The organism is Psychrobacter sp. UBA3483, from assembly GCF_002377905.1.
Classification (GTDB): domain Bacteria; phylum Pseudomonadota; class Gammaproteobacteria; order Pseudomonadales; family Moraxellaceae; genus Psychrobacter.
The window spans coordinates 45,451-67,033 of record NZ_DFQS01000005.1 but is presented as its reverse complement, the minus strand read 5'-3'; the positions used below and the strand labels follow the sequence as shown (position 1 = coordinate 67,033).

Genomic DNA, 21,583 nt, shown 5'->3' with positions numbered 1-21,583 from the left:
CGTTAATCATTAACAAAAAAATCTTAATTTAATAAGCTCTAATTCATTTTATTTTCCATAAAGGACAATAAAATGAATTAGAGCTTAACTTTTTATCTTATTTAGCATGTCGTTTACTCAGTTAAAAATACGCCTTATATGGAGAATTTACCTATGTCGACCATATCATCTATACCACCTTCCAAGCCTAATGATTCAGTCAAACCAAATCATAGTGACGCGATTGCCACTTTGCAAACACGCTTTGGCAAACAACTTAGCCTTAATCAAACCGTACGTGAGCAGCATGGTCATACCATGACCTGGCTTGCCAATCAACCACCCGAAGCGGTATTGACCGTGCAGGATAAAAACGAGGTTGCTGCTGCGGTTGCGATTTGCCATCAGAATCAGATGCCAGTCATTGCCTTTGGTATTGGTTCATCCTTAGAAGGTCAATTAAACGCGCCTTATGGCGGTTTATGTATCGATATGCATGCGATGGATGCGATATTACAGGTTAATAACGAAGATTTGACGGTAACGGTACAACCCGGGGTCACACGTGAGCAGCTCAATCATTATTTACGTGATACTGGACTATTTTTTCCAATAGACCCTGGTGCCAATGCCAGTATCGGCGGCATGGTCGCGACTCGCGCCTCAGGCACCAATGCTGTCCGCTATGGCACCATGAAAGATGTGGTACTCGCCCTTGAAGTAGTGACCGCAAGCGGAGATATTGTGCGCACCGGTACTCGCGCCAAAAAGTCTGCCGCTGGTTATGACTTGACTCGCTTAATGATAGGCTCAGAAGGGACGCTTGGTATCGTCACCGAAGTCACGCTCAAGTTATTTGGTATTAGTGAGTGTATTGGTAGCGGTATCTGCCACTTCCCAACAATAGAGGATGCTTGTCAGGCAGTGATGTTGACTATTCAAATGTGCTTGCCAATTGCCCGTATCGAGCTGCTCGACGCCATGCAAATTAAAGCCTGTAATCAATATGCTAATCTTACGCTCACTGAGACGCCAACCTTGTTTGTAGAGTTTCACGGTACAGAAGCCAGCGTTGCCGAGCAAGCGCAAATCTTTACCGATATCATCGAAGAATTCGGCGGTACGGATTTTGCTTGGGATACCAATGAAGCTGAGCGCAAACGTCTGTGGCAAGCGCGGCATAATGCCTATCATGCCAGCTGTGCCCTACGACCTGAAGCCAGCGCCTTATCGACTGATGCCTGCGTACCCATTTCACGCTTGGCAGAATGCGTCAGTGAGACAGCAAAAGATATCGAAGCGTCTGGCATGATTGGACCTATCGTCGGTCACGTCGGCGATGGTAATTTTCATGTTCTCTTATTGGTCGATACCAACAATCCTGAAGAAGTCGCTACCGCTGACGGTATCATCAGCCGCCTCGCCAGCCGTGCAATTGAGATGGATGGCACCTGTACTGGTGAGCACGGTATTGGGCAAGGCAAACAGAAATATATGCAGCAAGAGCATGGGAATGCATTAGTACTAATGCAAGCGATTAAGTCAGCCCTTGACCCTAAAAACATTTTAAATCCAGGGAAGATATGGCCTGAGACTTTACCTACAGCTTAGATACAAAGCTATTTATTTTAATCACTGTAGCAAAAAAAGCGCCTACTTTTAAGTCGAGATTAAAAGCAGGCGCTTTTTTTATTTAAGATTTTTAGTTTTCAAATTACAACATCTGGTCAATCGCCATTTGCGTCAATACCCGACCACGCGCCGTACGCAGCACATAACCTTGCTGAATCAAATACGGTTCAATCACATCCTCAAGCGTACCGCGATCCTCCGCCATTGCTGCTGCTACTGCTTCAACGCCAGCTGGACCACCATCAAAACGCTCGTGCAATATTTCAATATAACGCCTGTCCAAATGATCCAAACCACGTCTATCCACTGCCAGCATATCGAGCGCACTACCCGCTATCGCGCCATTAATACTGCCATCACCTCGCACTTCAGCATAATCACGCACACGGCGTAATAGTCGATTGGCAATCCTTGGCGTACCACGCGCACGCCGAGCAATCTCTACCGCACCATCGTCACTCATCGGTACCCGCATCAAACGCGCGGCACGGCTAACAATCGTTGTCAGGTCAGCAATATTATAAAACTCTAAGCGCTGCACAATCCCAAAACGATCACGCAGTGGTGAGGTCAATAATCCTGCACGTGTGGTTGCTGCCACCAAAGTAAAAGGCGGTAAATCCAGCTTAATAGAGCGTGCAGCTGGCCCTTCGCCAATCATAATATCCAGCTGAAAATCTTCCATCGCTGGATATAGTATTTCTTCAATAACAGAGCTCAAGCGATGGATTTCATCGATAAAGAGGACGTCACCTTCTTCTAAATTGGTCAGCATTGCTGCTAAATCGCCTGGGCGCTCCAGCACTGGCCCTGAGGTAGAACGCAGATTGCCACCCATTTCGCGAGCGATGATATTGGCAAGTGTGGTTTTACCAAGCCCCGGCGGACCAAAAATCAAGGTATGATCTAATGCCTCACCCCGGCCGCGCGCCGCGCCAATAAATACTTCCATCTGCTCACGCACCACCGGCTGACCGATATATTCAGCCAATAATGCCGGTCGAATATTAGCATCAGGCGCATCACCTGCCCCTTCTAACGGATTAATCAAACGATCTTGCATCATAGGTTTTATCATTTTAATAAAAGAATAAAGTAATCATACCACTTTCAAAAATTTGAGTAGCTTTCAATAGCTAGGAAAGCGAATGCCAGCATGACATCTAGAAGACTAAACGAGCTTGACGAAACTAATCATATTTTTTGGAATTGGTATAAACAGCATAACCAAACGCTGCATATAAGTCATGCAAAACATCATAAAGCAGCGAGTCAATAAAACACAGTCTAAAACGAAAATAAGCGACAATGAATGTCGCTTATCTGTTGAAGATTTATTGATACTATAGAATAACGCGCTTACATTACTAGAAGCCTGACAGCTGTTGCAAAGTGGCTTTTAGTAAGCTCTGCGTATCGGCAAAAGTGTCGCCATGACTTTTCGCCGCTTTAATTGCTTGCTGCGCTTCTCGTTCTTTATAACCCAAACTAATCAGCGCGCCCTCTACCTCAGCGATGATACTACCTTCAGCAGAAATAGGCGCAGGTTGAAGCGCAAATTCTAAATGGCTATTATCAACTTCGATATTTTTCAGCTTGTCTTTTAGCTCAATCAATAAACGCTGTGCGGTCTTTTTGCCGATACCAGGGATACGCGTTAATGCCGTCTCCGACTCTTGCTCGACATGCATTTTTAGCTCAGCAGCTGACATCGCAGACAGCATCGCCAGTGCCATTTTTGCCCCAACGCCATTAATTTTAATCAATTGACGAAAAACATCGCGCTCTTTACGATCGATAAAACCAAAAAGCAGCTGCGCATCTTCACGCACGTGAAAATGCGTCCAAATACTCGCTTGCTCGTTAAGACGCAACTGACAAAATGACGGCAGCGGCAGCTCTATATCGTAGCCTACGCCAGAGGCAGTCATGACACAGGCAGTTGGTGCCATCAAATACTGCACCTGCCCGGTAATCAATCCAATCATTAATCCACCACCCTTTATAAGATTTAATATAAAAACTGCTTATAGAATATGCGCTAAAAATAAGCGGCTGTTATGTATGGCTCAATGAGCATGCTTTGCTAACCACGCTTATTTATAAAAATCGACCATACCTTCAAGACTAATCGGGCGAATTTTATGTGCTTGTCCCGCAGAACCAAAGGCTTCAAAACGATTGGTACAGATATCTGACATCGCAACCATAGACGCTTTAAAGTATTTACGGGGATCAAATTCGCTTGGGTTTTCTGCCAAGAATTTACGGATAGCGCCCGTTGATGCCAAACGTAAATCGGTATCGATATTGACTTTACGCACGCCATGTTTAATCGCTTCGACGATTTGCTCAACCGGTACACCATAAGTTTCCCCGATATCACCGCCATTTTCATTGATGACTTTTAGCCATTCTTGCGGCACTGATGATGAGCCATGCATGACCAGATGAGTGTTCGGGATACGCGCATGAATCTCTTTGACGCGCTCAATCGATAAAATATCGCCTGTCGGTGGACGGGTGAATTTATACGCACCATGACTGGTACCAATCGCAATGGCTAGCGCATCGACATTGGTGTCTTTAACGAACTGCTCAGCTTCATCAGCACTGGTCAAGAGCTGCTCGTGATCCAATACGCCTTCTGCGCCTGAGCCGTCTTCTTCGCCTGCCATACCCGTCTCAAGGCTACCCAAACACCCAATCTCGCCTTCGACTGACACGCCGCACGCGTGGGCCATTTTGACCACTTCGCGGGTCACGCTGGCATTATAGTCATAGTCCATTGGCGTTTTGCCGTCTTCACCAAGCGAGCCATCCATCATCACTGATGAGAAGCCAAGCTGAATTGAGCGCTGGCAAATAGCAGGTGACATGCCATGGTCTTGATGCATCACCACTGGAATATGCGGCCATTCTTCAATCGCAGCAATAATCAGATGACGTAAAAATGCCGACCCTGCATAACTACGCGCGCCAGCACTGGCTTGCACGATGACAGGTGAATCACAAGCGTCGGCCGCCATCATAATAGCGCGCATCTGCTCTAAGTTATTGACGTTAAAGGCAGGGACACCGTAGCTGTGCTCAGCGGCATGATCCAAAAGTTGACGTAAAGATATTAAGGCCATAAAACGCTCTCTGATTAGATTTTAAAATAAATACTTGTAACGATTAGGTGATTACAAGTGTTCTATCCTCGCTACAAGGTAGTTAAATCGACAAGCAGCACTATAGAACGGGTAGGAAAAAATGCAGGATTTTGACTAGCAATTATCACGCGCAGATTATAGCAAATTTTGCCCATGCTTCGTAGCGGTTGGGCGACTATTTATTAGGCACACATTATTAAGCTCGATTAAGCTCGCAGTTTCATTAAGCATACCAATTGTATTGAGCCTACAGCTTTGGTTTAATTGATAACTCACGCTTTTACATTTTTTACCTTTCACAATAAACAAAACGCAAAAAAAGCCTTGGTTATCACCAAAGCTTTTTTAGTATTTTGAGGCTTATAAATTAGCTATTAATTAAAGCGCTATTCATGCAGGTTAATCGTTCAAGTAATACAACTCAAATGAATATAACTGCTTAGCTATTAATTAGTACTGTTGTTCTGCTTCTACTGCGTTTTCACTGGCTTTATCTTCAACAGCAGCTGCGCCATCGGCAACCACACCAGCAGTAGCGGAAACAGCTTCATTTGCGCCTACCACAACCGCTTCACCCGTGTTTTCTAGTGCATTAGTGGCAGCAGCACCGGCTGTTTCAGCGCCTTCAGCGACTTCTGCGCCAGCGTTTTGAGCAGCAACTTCAGCGTCAGCAGCAGCGGCTTCTGTTTCGGCAGCGGCAGCTTCAGTGTTAGCAGCAGCGTCATCGCCAGCAGATTCAGCAGCAGCTTCTGTTTTATCTTGTGTTTCTTGGCTACATGCAGTAATTGCAAAGGTACCAGCAAGGACACTAGCAAGTAACAAATGACGTTTTAACATAATAAACCTCTCGTAAATAAAGCATGCCAAATACATGATTTGCGCTATTTTATAGAGTACAAATTGGGCATGCAATCATAATTTTCAGTATGGAAACAAATAATTACTACTTAATAATAAGCTGTGACCTTTCATGCTTACTTTTATCATGCAGCTTTCATACGGACAAACTCTGCATCAATAAAACCAAACAGGACGGTCACTTTATTATTTTTATAGCCTAACCTAGATGCTCACGACAAGTTGTACGTCTACTGTTACTCAACTGCTGAAGTATCGTTAAGCCCTATTCCTGAATTTGCAAGGCAGCAACAGCAGGTAATACCTTACCTTCTACAAATTCTAAGAACGCGCCGCCGCCCGTTGACATGTAACTGACCCCATCAGCCACTTGATATTTATCAATCGCTGCTAACGTGTCACCGCCGCCTGCAATCGAAAAGCCTTGGCTGTCTTTAACCGCATTTGCCACGATTTGGGTACCTTGACCAAAAGCATCGACTTCAAATACGCCAACCGGTCCATTCCATAAAATGGTTTTTGCCTTGATGATAGCCGCCGCTAATTGCTCGGCACTCTCTGGCGCAATATCTAAAATCATGTCATTGTCGCCAATGGCATTGACCGACTTGATGGTCGCCGCCGCTTTTTGCAATGAGCCGGTAAAATCTGCAAAATCAATCTCATTTTTATTGGCAACAACCACATACTCTGGTAATAAAATCTCAGTTTTATTCATGATATCACGAGCCGTATCGAGCAAGTCCGCTTCATATAATGACGCGCCAACGCTACAACCTTGTGCCGCTAAAAAAGTATTGGCAATACCGCCGCCAACGATAATCTGCGAGCAGACTTCAGCCAAGCTATGCAGTACTTCAAGTTTGGTCGAGACTTTTGAACCACCGACGATTGCTAGCATTGGTTGGGCTGGCGTTTCAAGCGCAAGACTTAAGGCATCAAGCTCAGCCGCCAATAAAGGTCCAGCGCAAGCGACTTTGCCTGCTTGATGCATGGCTTGAGTCACGCCTTCAGTAGACGCTTGCGCGCGGTGCGCCGTACCAAAAGCATCCATGACAAAGACATCGCACAAATCTGCATATTTCTGCGCCAACGCTGCGTCATTTTTCTTTTCGCCTTGATTAAAGCGTACGTTTTCTAGCAGCACAACTTCGCCTGCCTTGATTGCTACGCCTGCCGTTAGATAGTCTTTATTTAAGCTGACTGGCGCGGCTAGCTTATCGCTTAAATAATCAGCAACTGGCGCAAGCGAATAGATGGCCTCAGGACTGCCTTCAGTCGGACGGCCGAGGTGTGAGCAAACTATCACCGCCGCGCCTTTTTCTAACGCCATTTTAATGGTAGGCAAACTGGCTTGCAGGCGCGCATCGCTTGCGACTTTGCCATCTTTAACAGGCACATTTAAGTCTTCACGAATCAACACCACCTTATCCGCTAAGCTCAGCTCACTCATACGCAAAAAATTCATTACCTGCTCCTATGCATCATCTATGGTTAATCTACAATATGGCTGTTTGCTAACTGCTAAACATTTTTATTAAATAGTCATCTTAAAACATATATTATGGGTCATTCTTAGACTTGAATTTACAAAACTGCCCAAGCAAGAATTTCAAGCGGTGTATTCTAGCAGTTTTTAGTCAGCTCTTATAAAGAACTGCGATAAATTTTGCGCCATAGTTTTATCCGTTCAAAAATCGACAAAATCTCAATAGTAATCAGACGCACTAAAAACAGTAACATTTCGTGGTGGTACTTCATCATTAGGCTGTTTATGATAAAGGAGTGTTTATGATAAGCCGCGCTGGTTGACAGAAAGCCGCTTATGATAAAGTCTATTATTATAATCAGTAATAAACCCAACAATAAAAATAAGCCCTCAGGAGAACGCTATGAGTATCGATATTGAAACTGCCAAACAAGACCTACTCAACCTAAAAGAAGAATATGAAACTCGCATTGATAAAATCGAAGACCATCTTCAAAACCCACAAGACGACCTCAATGAACATTGGGAAGATCAAGCCATCTCTTACCGTCAAAATGACATGCGCGCAAGTTTGATGGATGAAGCGCGTCAAAGCCTCATCTACGTCGAAAACGCGCTAAGCCGTATCGAAAATGGCACTTACGGTGAATGTGAGGTGTGCGGCAAAAAAATCGAAGCGCAACGCCTAAAAGCATTGCCTTACGCCACGCTATGCATGGAACATGCAGAATAATTTTTAACGGCGATTTTAAATAAATGTCACTTAAAATCAGTGCGGTGTTAAATGATTGAAGAATTTAATGACGCTTTGCTTAAGCAGGCGCTTGCCATTTACTCAGCGCCTGCTGCCATTGCTGACAACGCGCGGCAATTTGCTCTACAGGTAAGTCCATAATATCGCCAACGACCGCCACATAGACAATGGGCAAACCTGCCAGCTCGGTGACATTCTCTGCCGTTAATCCGCCTATCACGCAGATATCAATCTCTTGCTGACAACCTTCAATAAGCTGCTGGCGAGATATCACATTAGCATTAGGTTTGGTGTTTGAGGCAAAAACAGCCCCCATCGCCGCATAGCTTGCGCCGTTTTTTTTGGCTTGTTTGACCAAATCCACATCGCCATGACAAGTTCGCCCGATAATCTCGCTTGGTGCTAGGGCAATTTTAGCGTCATTCATCTTACCGTCTTGCTGACCTAAATGCACCCCGATGCCAAGTTTTTTGGCAAGTGCAACGTCATCGTTCATTACAACTGCAACGTCATGAGCTTTGGCCAAGCTGACTATCTGCTGCGCTTCCTCATAGAGTTTTGCTTTGCCATTGACCGCTTGTAAGGTTTTTTTACGGCGAATTTGCAATAATGCTACCAGCCCCGTTGCTAATGCTGCTTCCAATTTTGCATATAAAACCGCAAACTCATCATCATTGGTGAGTAAATATAGTTTGGGCGCGGGCGTCATAGCCGATGCTTGGAACATATGGTTTTTCCTCAAATGGGCTTAAATTTGACCCAATAAAAAGGCCGTTATATTACATAACAGCCTTTTTATCAATATTAAAATAGTGCGCTTATACGGTACGGCGAGTCGCCAAACTGTTTAAGATGTTTTTCGCATCACCCCAGCGCGTCGCTGAGCTGTTTGCGCCCAAAATCACGATAATCGCTGGACGATTATTGACACGGGTTTCCATCACCACGCAGCGCCCTGCTTCATTGATAAAGCCAGTTTTTGAGATACCGATTGGGTAGCTACCATCGCGCACTAAGCTGCTGGTGTTATTGGCTTTATACGTACGGTTGCCGCTTGAGTAGTTAGAGACATAAAAGTCATAGCTTTTGGTGGTCGAAAAACGGCGAATGACATCGTAGTTACCAGCTGCACGTACCATTTTCACTAAATCGTTTGATGAAGCCACGTTACGCTTATCAAGACCCGTTGGGTCACCAAAGAAAGCGGTGCTCATGCCCAAATCTTGAGCTTTACGGTTCATAGCGCGCATAAAGGCACTATAACCACCTGGATAATTACGCGCTAGGCTTTTTGCCGCTGGGTTTTCTGATTTCATCAATGCCATGAGTAGCATCTCAGCACGGTTCAAGCGATCACCTGATTTAAGGTTTGAGCTGGCGCGTTTTGGACCGACGAAATCTTCTGGATCGAGGGTAATCTCTTCACGCATATCTAGACCGGCATCTAATACTACCATTGCGGTCATAAGCTTGGTAATACTCGCCATTGGACGGGCAATGTCTGCGTCTTTTTCGTAGATAGATTCACCGGTTTCAGCATCGATGACCGCGACACTGCGCGAATCGGTACTGATTGGAATCATACTACCGCTGTTAAAACCGCCGCGATAGGCGGTGTTATAGCTGTTGGTATTATTAAAGCTATTATTATTGCTACTACCAAAACTGGGGGTATTAGTAATATTGGTCGCGCCGTAGCCATTGTCTACTTTTTTAATCGCCGAACTATTACTACTGTTGTACATGATCTTGCGCGCTTCAGATAAGCTGTCGGCACCGCCCCAGCTCACACGAGCACTAGACTCAGAGCCAGAACTACCATTAATGGTAAGTGCCGCTTGTGCAACACTGCCCAAACTCAATGAAATCAGAGCAGCGATTAATTGCTGTTTGGTTAATGGTAGTTGCTTCATTATGCCTCCTGCAGCCGCGCTGCCATTAGTTAGAAAATGGGTTACATACTAACTAACACCAACAACGTACGTAGCGTTTGTGGTTGTGTTTGTAGATACTCACATAGAGTTTTTGTATTTTTAGTGTATCATGGTTTGCATTTAAGTTTAATCTACTAAATCAATTAGATGTCATTTTTTGACCACATTCAAATTTTACTACATTTACTTTATATTACAGCAATATTAATTAACAATGGCGCAATATAGCATTACATTTAAGCTGCTGAGGGCATAATTGCAAAGTTTATATAAAGATAGGATGTTTAATCTAAGAGCCTTTGTTAGGTCATAGTGAGTTCATACATTTATAGTAACTCATAGTTAGTCGCTAATAGTTAGTCGCTAATAATTAATAGCAACTAGGATAACCGTTCAATAACATTATTTAAGTAGTTTAAAATTAGCAGTGCACCCTTTATTCTGACCAGTAGAAAAGAGTATAACTATGATTCGAGTACTAGTAGTAGATGATCATGATTTGGTGCGAATGGGCATTAGCCGCATGCTGGCAGATAGTGCCGATATCGAAGTCGTCGGCGAGGCAGATAGCGGCGATATGGCGATTAAATTGGCAAAACAGCTGCGTCCGGATGTGATATTGCTCGATGTCAATATGCCAAATATTGGCGGCCTTGAAGCCACCAAACGCCTCATTCAGCTTGATATGGGTTTTAAGATTTTGGCCGTAAGCAGCATGTCAGCGCAGCCTTACCCATCGATGCTTATCAAAGCGGGTGTCAATGGTTATATTACCAAAGGGACGCCGCTTGATGAGATGATACGCGCGGTGAAAAAAGTCTATCAAGGCGGGCGCTATTTTAGCCAAGACGTTGCTGAGCAATTGGCGGATGTTTTGTTATCTGATAACGCCAGCTCACCTTTTGACTTATTAAGTGACCGTGAAAAACAGGTCGCCATGATGGTGGTGAATTGCCAAAGCCCGCAGCAAATCGCTGACCAATTATTTGTCAGCGTCAAAACCATCAATACCTATCGTTATCGTATTTATGAAAAAGTCGGTGTCGATAGTGATGTAAAATTGACCCATTTGGCCATTCGTCACGGGCTTATCCAACCGTAAGTCGCTATGCGCATGCATTTTAGGTGTCTTTTCTTTTATGACGGTTGATTTGTAAAGCCTGTAGAAATACTGAAACCCTTAAAGCCTATGAAATCTCTAAAGCCTGCGCCGTCGAAACCTGTGAACTCTATTAGTAGCGTCGTCGCGACTGTGATTGATTATTTTCAGCGCGATGACACCTTGCCTTTGCCGCAGCTGCGCAGGCTAGGTTTGATTTATAGCAGCTATCGCTTTGTCGTCAGCCTATTTTCGATGTTGATGGTGTATATCACAGCACGCGCTAGCGATGGCACTTCATTGCCAAGTTTTTTGCAGCAGACCGCGCTCAGTTTCTATGTACTTTTAAGCTTAATTTTATTGGGTTTATTTTATGTAGTAACCAAGCATCCACGGCAACAGCTGGCGTTTGGTTTGGCAGTAGACGTCATTATTTTAAGCTTACTGCTCTATACCGCTGGCGCGCCTGATTTGCAGTTGACCATGCTGTATATGGTGGTGGTTGCCGCCAGCTTTATGCTGCTTCATAGCTCGCAAGCGCTGATCATTACCTTACTGGCGATTATTTTCGTTATCTATCAGCAGTTTTTTTATGCGATTGCCAATAGTATGAATTTGGCAAATTTAGGTGATGCACTCCTTATGTCAGCCAGCTTTTTGGCAGTCGGCGGTTTAAGTTGGTCAATCTCGCAGCGCTTGGTACAAGTTGAGAAAGTAGCGGCACGCCATGCCAAAGAAGTCGAACGCTTAAACGTTATCAATCAAGAGGTCATCACCCAAATGGCCAATGGCGTCATCGTCATCGATTGTGAACAAGTGGTTTTAGCCAACCTTGCGGCTTATCAATTACTGAGTATTCCAAATGCTACGGCAATGGAGGCAGAGTATGTTGAGACAAATGCTACGCTCAGCAGCTCACCAAATAATCCGTTAAACAGCTCGTTAAACGGAACTTTAAGCAACTCTTCAAACAGTCTTGCAAAAAACACTACAAATAATATTAAAAATAATATTATAAATAAGCCACTCGCCGACTTTCAGCAGCAGCTTCGCGCGCAACATTTGCAATTATTTGAGGCTTGCTTGTCGATAGAAACGGGACAATCTCGTAGTTTTATCTATGAGTTGCCATCTACTGCCAATGCGTCTGTCTTCGGTAAGCTGCGCGTCGAAATCATCCCACTAAAAGACGATAGTAAGCTTGTCATATTGGAAGACTTACGCCGCGAACAAGCCAGCGCCCAACAATTAAAACTGGCCTCTTTGGGGCAACTGACCGCCAGTATTGCTCATGAAATAAGAAACCCTTTAGCCGCTATCTCGCAAGCCAGTCAACTACTAATAGAAGATGTTGAAGAAAATCAGACAGCAGAAGATGTAAATACAAACGAGGTCTTGGCTGGCAATCATGAGCTTTATAAAATGATATTTACGCAAACAAAGCGTGTTAATCGTATTATTGAAGACGTCTTAAAACTCTCTCGTCAGCAGACCGCCAATCAGCAAATGATTGCCCTTGCCGATTGGATGCCAGAATTTTTGGCAAACTACTTTCAAGGGCACGATGTTTTTTTACATAGCCATGCGCAGCCGACCATCTCGTTTGATCCGCATCAATTAGAGCAAATTTTTATTAATTTGATTAACAACGGCTTACGCTATAGTAGCTACGCTCACCCTCATGCTGTTGTGGAAATCGAGATTTATTGTGCCGATAACGATGTTATAATTGATGTGTTAGACGATGGCACAGGGGTGAGTACGGCGGATTTAGACCACTTGTTCAATCCATTTTTTACCACTGATAAGGCGGGTACGGGTTTAGGCTTGTATTTATCGCAAGCATTTTGTGAGGCCAATCACGCGCGCCTGCTCTATATTCCAGAACACAAAAAAACCTGTTTCCGTTTGATTGCCCCTGCTATTGATAACGCGGCCATTGATAATTAAACGATTAATAATGGAACAATTAATCGTTTAAATAAAACGTATTTTTAATGCCTTGTAGTATTTTAAGACAATGAGATAATGTATGACCACAACCGCGCTAGTCGTTGATGATGAAGTAGATTTATGCCGCTTGATGCAAATTACCCTAACCAAGATGGGCATCAAAAGCGATGTGGCTTATACCTTGTCGCAGGCCAGAGCCTATTGGCAAGAAAACGACTATGATTTTTGTTTAACCGACTTAAAACTCCCTGATGGTTCAGGCTTAGAGCTGGTTAAACATATTAGCAGCAGTTCAAGTACGCCCATTGCCGTGATTACCGCGCATGGCAGTATGGACTTAGCAATTGAGGCACTGAAGCTGGGCGCTTTTGACTTTGTTAATAAGCCGCTTGAGCTGCCGCGCCTGCGTCAATTGGTTGAAAATGCACTCAAGGTTATTCATCAAGATAACGCCGCAAAGTCAACGCCTGAGCGTTCACCTGAGCAGCAAATGCTCGATAGCCGTCTGATTGGCGATTCAGCCGTCATGCATCCGCTAAAAAACACCATTTTAAAATTAGCGCGCTCACAAGCACCAGTTTTTTTATCGGGGGCATCAGGCACTGGTAAAGAAGTGGTTGCGCGCTTAATCCATGATTTAAGCCCGCGCCGCGATGGTAGCTTTGTACCAGTCAACTGCGGCGCGATTCCATCAGAGCTGATGGAGTCAGAATTTTTTGGTCACAAAAAAGGCAGCTTTACTGGCGCTGTGGCTGATAAACAAGGACTGTTTCAACAGGCTAATGGCGGCACGCTATTTTTAGATGAGGTCGCCGACTTACCACTAGCGATGCAGGTCAAATTACTGCGCGCTATTCAAGAAAAAACCGTGCGCGCAATCGGTGATACCAAAGAAGTACCGGTTGACATCCGTATCCTATCAGCGACGCATAAGGATTTAAATCAGCTGGTACAAGCAGGTAGCTTTCGCCAAGATTTATATTACCGCATCAATGTTATTGAGCTTAAACTGCCAACCCTAAACGCAAGACGTGACGATATACCAGTATTAGCCAAGCACTTTTTGACCCTGATTGCCGATGAATGGCAATTGGAGTCGCCGCCAACGCTGACTGAGGCTGCGTGCGCGCGCCTACAACATCACGACTTTGCTGGGAACGTTCGCGAGTTACGTAACATCCTTGAGCGCGCGATAACCTTAGCAGAAACCTCCACTATTGATGCGAGTCATTTAGGCTTGGCTGATTTTGACAACCAACAGTTAGAAAACCAACAATTAGATAAACAGCGTGTAGAGAACGACCAAAAAGATATGACAGCAGTAGAGCAAAATCAGAGCGCTGATAAATCAACTATTTTACCTACTGCTACTTTGGATAAAGATAAAAGCCTAGTAGTAGAAGCTATCAAAGATAATGCGGTAAAAAAAGACGTAGAAGCCGTAGAAAAAGACAGCCTGCAACAAGCAAAAGCCACTGTATCTCCTTATCGCACGATTACTCAGCACTATCCTTCAATGAATGCGCGCGCGGTGACCAGTCCCGTAGCAAAACCTGATAAAGCAGCAGCCAGCGCTATATCAGAACCATTAACAAATGAGATTAAGAAGCCAGAAGATTCAAAACCATCCGTAAATCAAGAAAATATTAGCGCGGGTCAATTACCCGCTCAAGGCTTAGAGCATTATCTACAAGAACAGGAAAGACAACTGATTATTACCGCCCTTAAACAGACAAACTGGAACAAGACCCAAGCTGCTGAATTGTTGGGCACCACTTTCCGCTCGTTACGCTATCGCATGTCAAAGCTTGAGATTGCTGAAAATCAATCTGAGCAATAAATAAGTACTCATATGTAGACAAAAGTTAAATGAATGCTAATGCTAGCTTTAAACGCTAATTAAATTAAGGCGTGGCTTTAACAGTCGGTTTTTCAGTCACGTGCTCGATGACTGTATTGTTTTGAGTCACTTTATTTTTAATCGCTTTAGTCTTAGTGTCATCTTGATGAGAATTATTCGCCGCTTGAGGTTTACGTACAAAGCGTATACCCGATGGCAGGGATTTTTGTCTGAGTAAATCAAGCGCCTGTTGCTCCCATGTGCTCTCACTTCCTTTTAAAGCCACATCAGGCTCTACCCCGACCCCATCTATTTTTTTACCCGTAGCGGTCATATAATGAGCAACCGTCAGCTTAACCGCCTGCTCGTCATTCAGCGGTATCACGGACTGCACTGAACCTTTACCATAACTGACCTCGCCCAAGATAGTCGCGCGTTTTTGCGCTTGCAAACTACTGGCTAGGACTTCAGCTGCTGAAGCTGAATAACGATTTTGCAAAACTACCACAGGCATAGCATCTAATAGCGCGGCACCTTGCGTCGATAGGGTGCGCGAGTCACTTTGGCGACCTTTGACTTGGACCACATCGGTATCGGTCATAAACAAGCTGGCAACGCTCACAGCTGACGCCAGTACGCCGCCTGGGTTGTCACGCATATCCAATAAAACACCTCTAACCGGCGCGTCCAAATCGATTAACCCTTGTAACAGCTTTTCACGGCTGTTGTTTTGAAAGGCGGGCAATCTAACAATGGCTATACCATCTACTAGCCGGGTTTCAATAATTTGCGGATGATTGTGATTACGCTGTAAAGTCGTGGTGTGCTTACGGCGACCTGCTTTTGACGTCACCACATCTACTTGGGTGCCCGCAATTCCCGTTAATAGCTGCTCAATATCATTACTTTCTTCCTCTTCACCAAGTTTAAACTCATCCACTTGGTGCAAATAATCGCCAACGGCAATGCCTTTTTTATCGGCAGGTGAGCCATCAACAACCTCAGTGATTACCCAATAACCTTCTTTTGGTTGATACTGTACCTTGATACCAATATCACCGACGTCGCCTTCAGTAAAAGCGCGCAAATTCTCATAAGCTTCGGCATCCAAAAACTCAGCGTGGCTATCAAGCTTGGTCAACATACCGCTCATAGCATTGCTGAACAACTCCTCATCATTCACCGTATCCACATATTCGCGGCGCACCAAATCAACGACAGCCACAAAGGTTTTGAGCGTTTCAGGCGAAATGGCATTTAACGAGACTTGCGCAACTTCGGCGGGAATATCGGTGTTTATAACGTCTGACTCGTCATTTAGCGCACTTTCATCAGCGATGGCATCTATCGAGTCATCGACTTGATCAGCAGATTCAAGCATATCTGCGATATCTGATAAATCGTCCGTACCGGTGTTTTCCTCGTCATTGTTTAAAGACTTATCATTATTAAGACTAATTAATTGCAAGCTTGCGGTGGGACTTTTGCCATTATTATTGATTTTACCGTTATTGTTGGTAGCAGCCTGTGTTGGCATATTAATCATACCCAATCCCACTACACCGCTAATAAGGACGGGGTTTAATAGCTGACAGCTTATGGATTTAACACTGAAAAACCTGATTTTCAAACATTTAGAACCAAAAGACAGTGGCATGGTGATATGTCTCAAGCTTTTAGACCGCAATAAGAATAAAGGGGAAATTGGACGCATAAAAAAAATCACTCAAAAATGGGTTTGGTTATTATTTTTATAACTTTTGGAGTATATGGATATTTATGATTATAAAGTTATTCATGAATAATGTCGTCTAAAATAACACCGAGCATCTATCTAAGACTAGGATAGTATTGCAAGTAACTTAAACAATATGTATCAGGTGCAATGTAACGTAAAAGAGAGGGCAGAATATTAAAAAAAGTAAATAAAAAAAAGGAAAGATAATCGATATCTTTCCCTCTTCTATGAAATTTAATAGGTTTAGCAGTAATGATACGCTGCCAAGCCAGCATCTTAAATGACGGGTTTAGGTCGCTGAAAGCAATAAGTTTTTTCCGGTCATCTCATCTGGCTGCTCGATGTTCATCAACGCCAAAATAGTAGGCGCGATATCACTGAGCTTGCCGCCGCTACGTACTTTTACCGCTTGCTCACCAATATAAATCAGTGGCACCAGCTCAGTAGTATGCTGCGTATGTACCTGACCGCTTTCGTAGTCTTGCATCTGCTCACAGTTGCCATGGTCAGCGGTGATCAGCATATCGCCGCCCGCAGCGCGTACCGCCTGCTCTAAACGACCGATACACACGTCCAATGCCTCTACCGCCTTAACAGCCGCTTCAAAGACGCCTGTATGCCCGACCATATCGCCGTTGGCATAGTTGACCACCAACACATCGTATTTACCCGACTCGATGGCAGCGACCAGCTCATCGGTCACTTCAGGCGCGCTCATTTCTGGCTGTAAATCATAAGTGGCGACATCAGGCGATGGCACTAAAATACGTGTCTCACCTTCATATTCTTCTTCGCGGCCGCCGCTAAAGAAAAAGGTCACATGCGCATATTTTTCAGTTTCAGCGATACGTAGCTGGGTCTTACCTTTATCTTGTAAGTATTCCCCAAGCGTATTGGTCAAAGACGCTGGATAATAAGCGGTGTTGGTCTTTGGATTGTCCGCTAGCACGTCAGAGTATTTGGTCAACATTACAAAAGCGGCAAGCTTTGGTTGCTTATGACGCGCAAAACCAGAAAACTCATGATCTGGCAGTACAAACGCTTGCGCAAGCTCACGGGCACGGTCAGCGCGGAAGTTCATAAAGATAAGCGCATCATTGTCATCGACGGTATAAGGCACTTCGTCGCGACCAATCACAATCGTTGGATTGATAAATTCATCGGTTTCGCGTGCTTTATACGCCGCTTGTATTGCGCCATCGGCGCGCGTGGCTAAGCGGTCGGCTTTACCCTCGGTGATAAGCTCATAGGCTTTTTGCACGCGATCCCAGCGATTGTCACGATCCATCGCATAATAGCGCCCGATAATACTGGCAATTTGCACGCGGCCACCTTCGTAATGGTCATTGAGCTTGGCAATATGGTCACGTAAGCGGTTGATATACTTATCAGCAGATTTTGGCGGCGTATCACGACCGTCTAAAAAACAATGCACAAAGACATTTTTGGCACCGTGCACCAATGCCGAATGACACATAGCCTCGATATGGTCTTGATGCGAGTGGACGCCGCCATCTGACAACAGTCCCATAATATGGACGTTACCACCGAGCTTATTTGCCGCTTTCACCGCATTAACCAATGCTTCGTTTTTATAAAACTCACGATTGGCGACTTCATTTGAAATACGGGTTGAGTCTTGAAAAAGCACGCGGCCTGCGCCCAAATTCATATGGCCAACTTCAGAGTTACCGAACTGACCATCTGGCAGGCCGACATCTTCTCCTGAGGCCGATATCAATCCATGCGGATATTGCTGGTAAATCTTATCCAAATTTGGCATATGGGCGGCAGCAATCGCATTATCCTTATCGTCTTCACGATGCCCAAAACCATCTAATATCATTAAGACATGCGGCACTTTCTTATTTTGCTCGCTATCTTGCTTATTATTGAGCTGAGCCTGACTATCGTCGATAAATTCTGCTTGTTGCTGGTTATGGGTCATGGATTACCGCTCCTCAAGTGAATGAACGCCTAGAATGCTATCTTAGGATGTTTACAGCCCTCTATATTAACACATATCTCAAAATAGCTGAAAAATCGCCCTTTTAAGGTAAAAATTAAGCGCGTAGAGGGTCTTTAATTTCATAGTAAATACAGTGAACACTCAACATCATTCATGCTGCTTATTAACCCGACGTAGCAATCTGTAAATCGTACTTGCAATCACTCAAGTCATTGGTTAAGATAATTATATTCTGAAGTGTTGGCTAGTAGATGTTTATTCCCTGAGCCGATAATGCTTTACCAGGATGTGGTACCTATTGTCTCATTGTGTATGCCTGCACCGCTTGCGGTGTCTCAGGAAACCTGCAGAGGCAGTGACGCATCCGCCCTGAACTTCACGGTTCATGGGACACCATCTTACGGCGGCACTTCGGTTGTTCTATTCGGTCATTATTTTATTTGTTTGCAAATATGCTTATGATAAATAAAGACCACTAAAGAGCCCCTTTCGTTAATAACGAAAGGGGCTCTTTTTATGCTTGCTCAAGCATCAATCGATTACTCGTCATTGGCAGACTTGGTGATTTTCTTCACATCTTTGGGGATGTTTTTAGCCGTCCCATCGACCGTCGTGTGTTGTTTGAACACATCGCCAAAGGGGTTTTGCTGTTGCTGACCAAACGGATTTTGTTGTTGACCAAATGGGTTCTGGCCATTCATGCCACCTGCACCGCCAAACGGATTCTGACCACCCATGCCACCGAATGGGTTTTGTCCGCCCATTTGTCCACCCATCTGTTTTGCCATCATCTCCATCATTTTTTGCTGATTGTTCATAACGTAGTTATTAGCAAAGTCTTTGAGCTTTTTCTGTACTGGTGGCAATATCACCAATAAAGCTAATAGATCACTCAGCACACCCGGAATCAATAACAAAAGACCGGCCGCTGCCATGGCGACACTTTTAATCATGGTTGATTCTTGTGGACGCATCGCAGGATTCATCATACCGCCCGCTTTCATCTGCTGTGCCATTGGATTGAGTGCTGCCATCCCCTTACGCAGGAGTGAGATACCGATAACGGCGGCAATAATAAACCACATAAACACCCACCAGCCGCTCATAAACTGCGCAAGTAAATACCAAAGCAGCATCTCGATAATAAACCAAACAATGGCAATACCAACTATCTGACCCATAAAGTGTCGTCCTATAAGATAAAATCTAAAAAATTAAGCGCCATGTAAATTTAAATGGCTAGCATATGATGTATATGGGGATTGATTGCTATACTATCAAACTTACGGCTTATTTTTAAGCCATAAAACAAAATGTAAGCAAGACGGAATACTATGGCAATTATTATCGGGATTGACCCGGGTTCGCGCATGACCGGTTATGGCATTATTCAGCAAACGGGCGACAAACTGACTTATATAGACGCAGGCACAATTCGTACAGATACCAAAGAGATGCCTGAACGCCTAAAGCGCATTTTTAATGGCCTAACGCGTATCACCCAGCATCATCTAAAATATGGTGACGAGCCCATTTATACGGCTATCGAGCAGGTGTTTATGGCAGAAAACCCTGACTCCGCGCTTAAACTTGGGCAAGCTCGCGGCGCAGCTATTGCTGCCATGGTCGCTCTTGATTTAGAAGTATCGGAATATACCGCCCGTCAAATTAAACAAGCCGTTTGCGGCTATGGTGCAGCGGCAAAAGAGCAGGTACAAGAGATGGTCTGCCGTATACTGTCTTTAGATGTGGTGCCACAACAAGATGCCGCCGATGGTCTTGCCTGCGCCATTTGTCATGCGCACTCAAGTCATTCAATGAACAAGCTGATATTAAACAGCGCCATGCGCGGACGCGGTGCTTCGAAGAAAAAAGGCCGCTGGCGTTTGACCGAAGAAGACTTAGGCAATCTGCGTTAATGTAAAAAAAGATATTCATAAAATAAAGCAAACGCTCATAAAAAAACACGCGTCCAAACGGCGCGTGTTTTGTTTAAATCATCTCGGCTATTTAAGCCGTCGTTTTAAATAATATTAAGAATAATATCAGTAATAGAAACCATCAACCAACTTACTCTAGCAGCCCTACTCGACCACGCTACTCTCAATCACTGCATCGAGTACATACGCATATTCTTGCGCTTCTGCAGTCTCATTACCGTCTAACTGATAGCGCTGAAGACGTAATACTTCGTCATGCATACCATCAGGCTGATAGCCATCGATTTCACCGTTAAAGGCTGTCCAGACACCTTCGCTAACCTTGATACCTTGGTCATCATAAGTAATGGGTTTTACTTGTAAGCACAACTCTGAGCTCTTATCAGCGCAGGCGATTTTCTTAGCATTTACCGCCCAAAATACCGTTTCACCTTTACTGTTATATTTCGCTTGTGAGGTCAGTTTACCTTCCCAAACTAACGTCGCCGCGTCGCTTGTGATTTGCGTTAAGACAGGTTGATGACTTTCAGCCGTTGCGCTATCAGTACTACCGTTTTTGACATTGCTATCTAATACTAAGGTCAATTGATTTTCACCTTGCATTAGCTGGTTCAATTGGTTTTCAGCCTTATCAAGTTCACCGCATGACATTTTGGTGCTCATACCGTCTTCGATGGTCAACGTCTGACCTTGAAGCTGATAGCCTGCGCTCATGGTATTGCAGCCCACACTATAATTTAAGCTATTCTCACCTTGGTATTGGCTAAAGGATAAGCGCACTTGATCTTTGATATCAAGCAACATATTTAGTGGCTGTGCACCTTTATCGCTTGCAGACATCAGTGTCCAGCGATAATTGGTAAGATTGGCTATCATTTGTTCTTCATCACTCATCTCACCCGCCTTGGACTCATCGTTTTTTAGCGTAGCGTCAGGCGTGGCCGCATTAACATCGACTTCGCTAGCACTTTCTTCCTGTGCGTCATTTTCGCTCGGTACCGACGTTTCTTGGCAGGCAGTTAATGCCAGACTTACCGCTAGAATGCTAGGCAATACAGCAAATCTAGCCAAAGATTTTATAAAAGATGATTCCGTAAAACATTGGGTGTCAAAAGATGAGGTCATAACAATCATACCTTGTGAGTAAACCTTTGCCATAATACGCTTTTTAGCATACGAAGTTTCTGTCGTACAAACCGTAATTGTATCTATTTTTGTAAAGTGTTCATAATTTGACCACTAT

Annotated in this window: 17 protein-coding genes and 1 other RNA gene; 7 read left to right on the top strand and 11 right to left on the bottom strand. The window is 44.3% G+C overall.

What is annotated here, in order from left to right:
• Positions 1-153 precede the first annotated feature (153 nt).
• Positions 154-1,590 carry an FAD-binding oxidoreductase gene (locus B2866_RS01055; protein ID WP_296189709.1) on the top strand — a complete coding sequence of 479 codons (1,437 nt, stop codon included), beginning with the start codon at positions 154-156 and terminating at the stop codon, positions 1,588-1,590.
• A 103-nt stretch (positions 1,591-1,693) separates the two neighbouring features.
• Here B2866_RS01055 and ruvB read toward each other — a convergent pair whose 3' ends face one another.
• The 5 genes from ruvB to B2866_RS01030 form a co-directional block, all read right to left on the bottom strand.
• Entirely contained in the window at positions 1,694-2,674 is a 981-nt protein-coding gene (gene ruvB / locus B2866_RS01050) for a Holliday junction branch migration DNA helicase RuvB (RefSeq protein ID WP_296189990.1), read from the bottom strand.
• A gap of 304 nt (positions 2,675-2,978) precedes the next feature.
• On the bottom strand, positions 2,979-3,599 hold the full coding sequence (ruvA, locus tag B2866_RS01045; RefSeq protein WP_296189707.1) for a Holliday junction branch migration protein RuvA: 621 nt from the start codon (positions 3,597-3,599) through the stop codon (positions 2,979-2,981).
• Positions 3,600-3,707: 108 nt separating this feature from the next.
• Positions 3,708-4,745, bottom strand: coding sequence for a class II fructose-bisphosphate aldolase (gene fba, locus B2866_RS01040; protein ID WP_144297718.1), 1,038 nt, complete (start codon positions 4,743-4,745; stop codon positions 3,708-3,710).
• A gap of 471 nt (positions 4,746-5,216) precedes the next feature.
• Entirely contained in the window at positions 5,217-5,603 is a 387-nt protein-coding gene (locus B2866_RS01035) for a hypothetical protein (RefSeq protein WP_296189705.1), read from the bottom strand.
• A gap of 286 nt (positions 5,604-5,889) precedes the next feature.
• The gene (locus tag B2866_RS01030) at positions 5,890-7,092 is read right to left on the bottom strand and encodes a phosphoglycerate kinase (protein WP_296189703.1); all 1,203 of its coding nucleotides are present in this window, start codon (positions 7,090-7,092) and stop codon (positions 5,890-5,892) included.
• Positions 7,093-7,516: 424 nt separating this feature from the next.
• On the opposite strand from B2866_RS01030, the gene B2866_RS01025 reads away from it, so the two are divergent.
• On the top strand, positions 7,517-7,846 hold the full coding sequence (locus B2866_RS01025; RefSeq protein ID WP_296189700.1) for a TraR/DksA family transcriptional regulator: 330 nt from the start codon (positions 7,517-7,519) through the stop codon (positions 7,844-7,846).
• 79 nt (positions 7,847-7,925) lie between these two features.
• Here B2866_RS01025 and B2866_RS01020 read toward each other — a convergent pair whose 3' ends face one another.
• Entirely contained in the window at positions 7,926-8,594 is a 669-nt protein-coding gene (locus B2866_RS01020; protein ID WP_296189697.1) for a thiamine phosphate synthase, read from the bottom strand.
• 91 nt (positions 8,595-8,685) lie between these two features.
• Positions 8,686-9,780 (bottom strand): serine hydrolase, encoded by a 1,095-nt coding sequence (locus B2866_RS01015; RefSeq protein WP_296189695.1) that lies wholly within the window; start codon positions 9,778-9,780, stop codon positions 8,686-8,688.
• Positions 9,781-10,267: 487 nt separating this feature from the next.
• Here B2866_RS01015 and B2866_RS01010 point away from each other — a divergent pair, with 487 nt between their 5' ends.
• The 3 genes from B2866_RS01010 (at position 10,268) to B2866_RS01000 (ending at position 14,693) form a co-directional block, all read left to right on the top strand.
• Complete coding sequence (locus tag B2866_RS01010; RefSeq protein WP_102076814.1) at positions 10,268-10,903, top strand: response regulator; 636 nt, start codon at positions 10,268-10,270, stop codon at positions 10,901-10,903.
• Between the two features lie 87 nt (positions 10,904-10,990).
• The gene (locus B2866_RS01005; protein WP_296189690.1) at positions 10,991-12,850 is read left to right on the top strand and encodes a sensor histidine kinase; all 1,860 of its coding nucleotides are present in this window, start codon (positions 10,991-10,993) and stop codon (positions 12,848-12,850) included.
• 82 nt (positions 12,851-12,932) lie between these two features.
• Positions 12,933-14,693 (top strand): sigma-54-dependent transcriptional regulator, encoded by a 1,761-nt coding sequence (locus B2866_RS01000; protein ID WP_296189688.1) that lies wholly within the window; start codon positions 12,933-12,935, stop codon positions 14,691-14,693.
• 64 nt (positions 14,694-14,757) lie between these two features.
• Here B2866_RS01000 and B2866_RS00995 read toward each other — a convergent pair whose 3' ends face one another.
• Both B2866_RS00995 and gpmI read right to left on the bottom strand, forming a co-directional pair.
• Positions 14,758-16,239 carry a S41 family peptidase gene (locus B2866_RS00995; RefSeq protein WP_296189686.1) on the bottom strand — a complete coding sequence of 494 codons (1,482 nt, stop codon included), beginning with the start codon at positions 16,237-16,239 and terminating at the stop codon, positions 14,758-14,760.
• A 481-nt stretch (positions 16,240-16,720) separates the two neighbouring features.
• A complete protein-coding gene (gene gpmI, locus B2866_RS00990; protein WP_296189683.1) occupies positions 16,721-18,379 on the bottom strand; it encodes a 2,3-bisphosphoglycerate-independent phosphoglycerate mutase in 1,659 nt (552 codons plus the stop codon).
• Between the two features lie 247 nt (positions 18,380-18,626).
• On the opposite strand from gpmI, the gene ssrS reads away from it, so the two are divergent.
• A non-coding RNA gene (gene ssrS, locus B2866_RS00985) (6S RNA) lies at positions 18,627-18,822 on the top strand.
• A gap of 117 nt (positions 18,823-18,939) precedes the next feature.
• Here the strand turns inward: ssrS and B2866_RS00980 are convergent.
• On the bottom strand, positions 18,940-19,581 hold the full coding sequence (locus B2866_RS00980; protein WP_296189680.1) for an FxsA family protein: 642 nt from the start codon (positions 19,579-19,581) through the stop codon (positions 18,940-18,942).
• Between the two features lie 153 nt (positions 19,582-19,734).
• Here B2866_RS00980 and ruvC point away from each other — a divergent pair, with 153 nt between their 5' ends.
• Positions 19,735-20,319: a crossover junction endodeoxyribonuclease RuvC gene (ruvC, locus tag B2866_RS00975; protein WP_296189677.1), complete on the top strand. Its 585-nt coding sequence runs from the start codon at positions 19,735-19,737 to the stop codon at positions 20,317-20,319.
• 165 nt (positions 20,320-20,484) lie between these two features.
• Here ruvC and B2866_RS00970 read toward each other — a convergent pair whose 3' ends face one another.
• On the bottom strand, positions 20,485-21,465 hold the full coding sequence (locus B2866_RS00970) for an META domain-containing protein (RefSeq protein ID WP_296189674.1): 981 nt from the start codon (positions 21,463-21,465) through the stop codon (positions 20,485-20,487).
• Positions 21,466-21,583 lie beyond the last annotated feature (118 nt).

Excerpts from the sequence above, each read along its gene's own strand:
- B2866_RS01055 (WP_296189709.1), top strand. The coding sequence starts at position 154 with ATGTCGACCATATCATCTATACCACCTTCCAAGCCTAATGATTCAGTC.
- ruvB (WP_296189990.1), bottom strand. The coding sequence starts at position 2,674 with ATGCAAGATCGTTTGATTAATCCGTTAGAAGGGGCAGGTGATGCGCCT.
- ruvA (WP_296189707.1), bottom strand. The coding sequence starts at position 3,599 with ATGATTGGATTGATTACCGGGCAGGTGCAGTATTTGATGGCACCAACT.
- fba (WP_144297718.1), bottom strand. The coding sequence starts at position 4,745 with ATGGCCTTAATATCTTTACGTCAACTTTTGGATCATGCCGCTGAGCAC.
- B2866_RS01035 (WP_296189705.1), bottom strand. The coding sequence starts at position 5,603 with ATGTTAAAACGTCATTTGTTACTTGCTAGTGTCCTTGCTGGTACCTTT.
- B2866_RS01030 (WP_296189703.1), bottom strand. The coding sequence starts at position 7,092 with ATGAATTTTTTGCGTATGAGTGAGCTGAGCTTAGCGGATAAGGTGGTG.
- B2866_RS01025 (WP_296189700.1), top strand. The coding sequence starts at position 7,517 with ATGAGTATCGATATTGAAACTGCCAAACAAGACCTACTCAACCTAAAA.
- B2866_RS01020 (WP_296189697.1), bottom strand. The coding sequence starts at position 8,594 with ATGTTCCAAGCATCGGCTATGACGCCCGCGCCCAAACTATATTTACTC.
- B2866_RS01015 (WP_296189695.1), bottom strand. The coding sequence starts at position 9,780 with ATGAAGCAACTACCATTAACCAAACAGCAATTAATCGCTGCTCTGATT.
- B2866_RS01010 (WP_102076814.1), top strand. The coding sequence starts at position 10,268 with ATGATTCGAGTACTAGTAGTAGATGATCATGATTTGGTGCGAATGGGC.
- B2866_RS01005 (WP_296189690.1), top strand. The coding sequence starts at position 10,991 with ATGAAATCTCTAAAGCCTGCGCCGTCGAAACCTGTGAACTCTATTAGT.
- B2866_RS01000 (WP_296189688.1), top strand. The coding sequence starts at position 12,933 with ATGACCACAACCGCGCTAGTCGTTGATGATGAAGTAGATTTATGCCGC.
- B2866_RS00995 (WP_296189686.1), bottom strand. The coding sequence starts at position 16,239 with ATGATTAATATGCCAACACAGGCTGCTACCAACAATAACGGTAAAATC.
- gpmI (WP_296189683.1), bottom strand. The coding sequence starts at position 18,379 with ATGACCCATAACCAGCAACAAGCAGAATTTATCGACGATAGTCAGGCT.
- B2866_RS00980 (WP_296189680.1), bottom strand. The coding sequence starts at position 19,581 with ATGGGTCAGATAGTTGGTATTGCCATTGTTTGGTTTATTATCGAGATG.
- ruvC (WP_296189677.1), top strand. The coding sequence starts at position 19,735 with ATGGCAATTATTATCGGGATTGACCCGGGTTCGCGCATGACCGGTTAT.
- B2866_RS00970 (WP_296189674.1), bottom strand. The coding sequence starts at position 21,465 with ATGACCTCATCTTTTGACACCCAATGTTTTACGGAATCATCTTTTATA.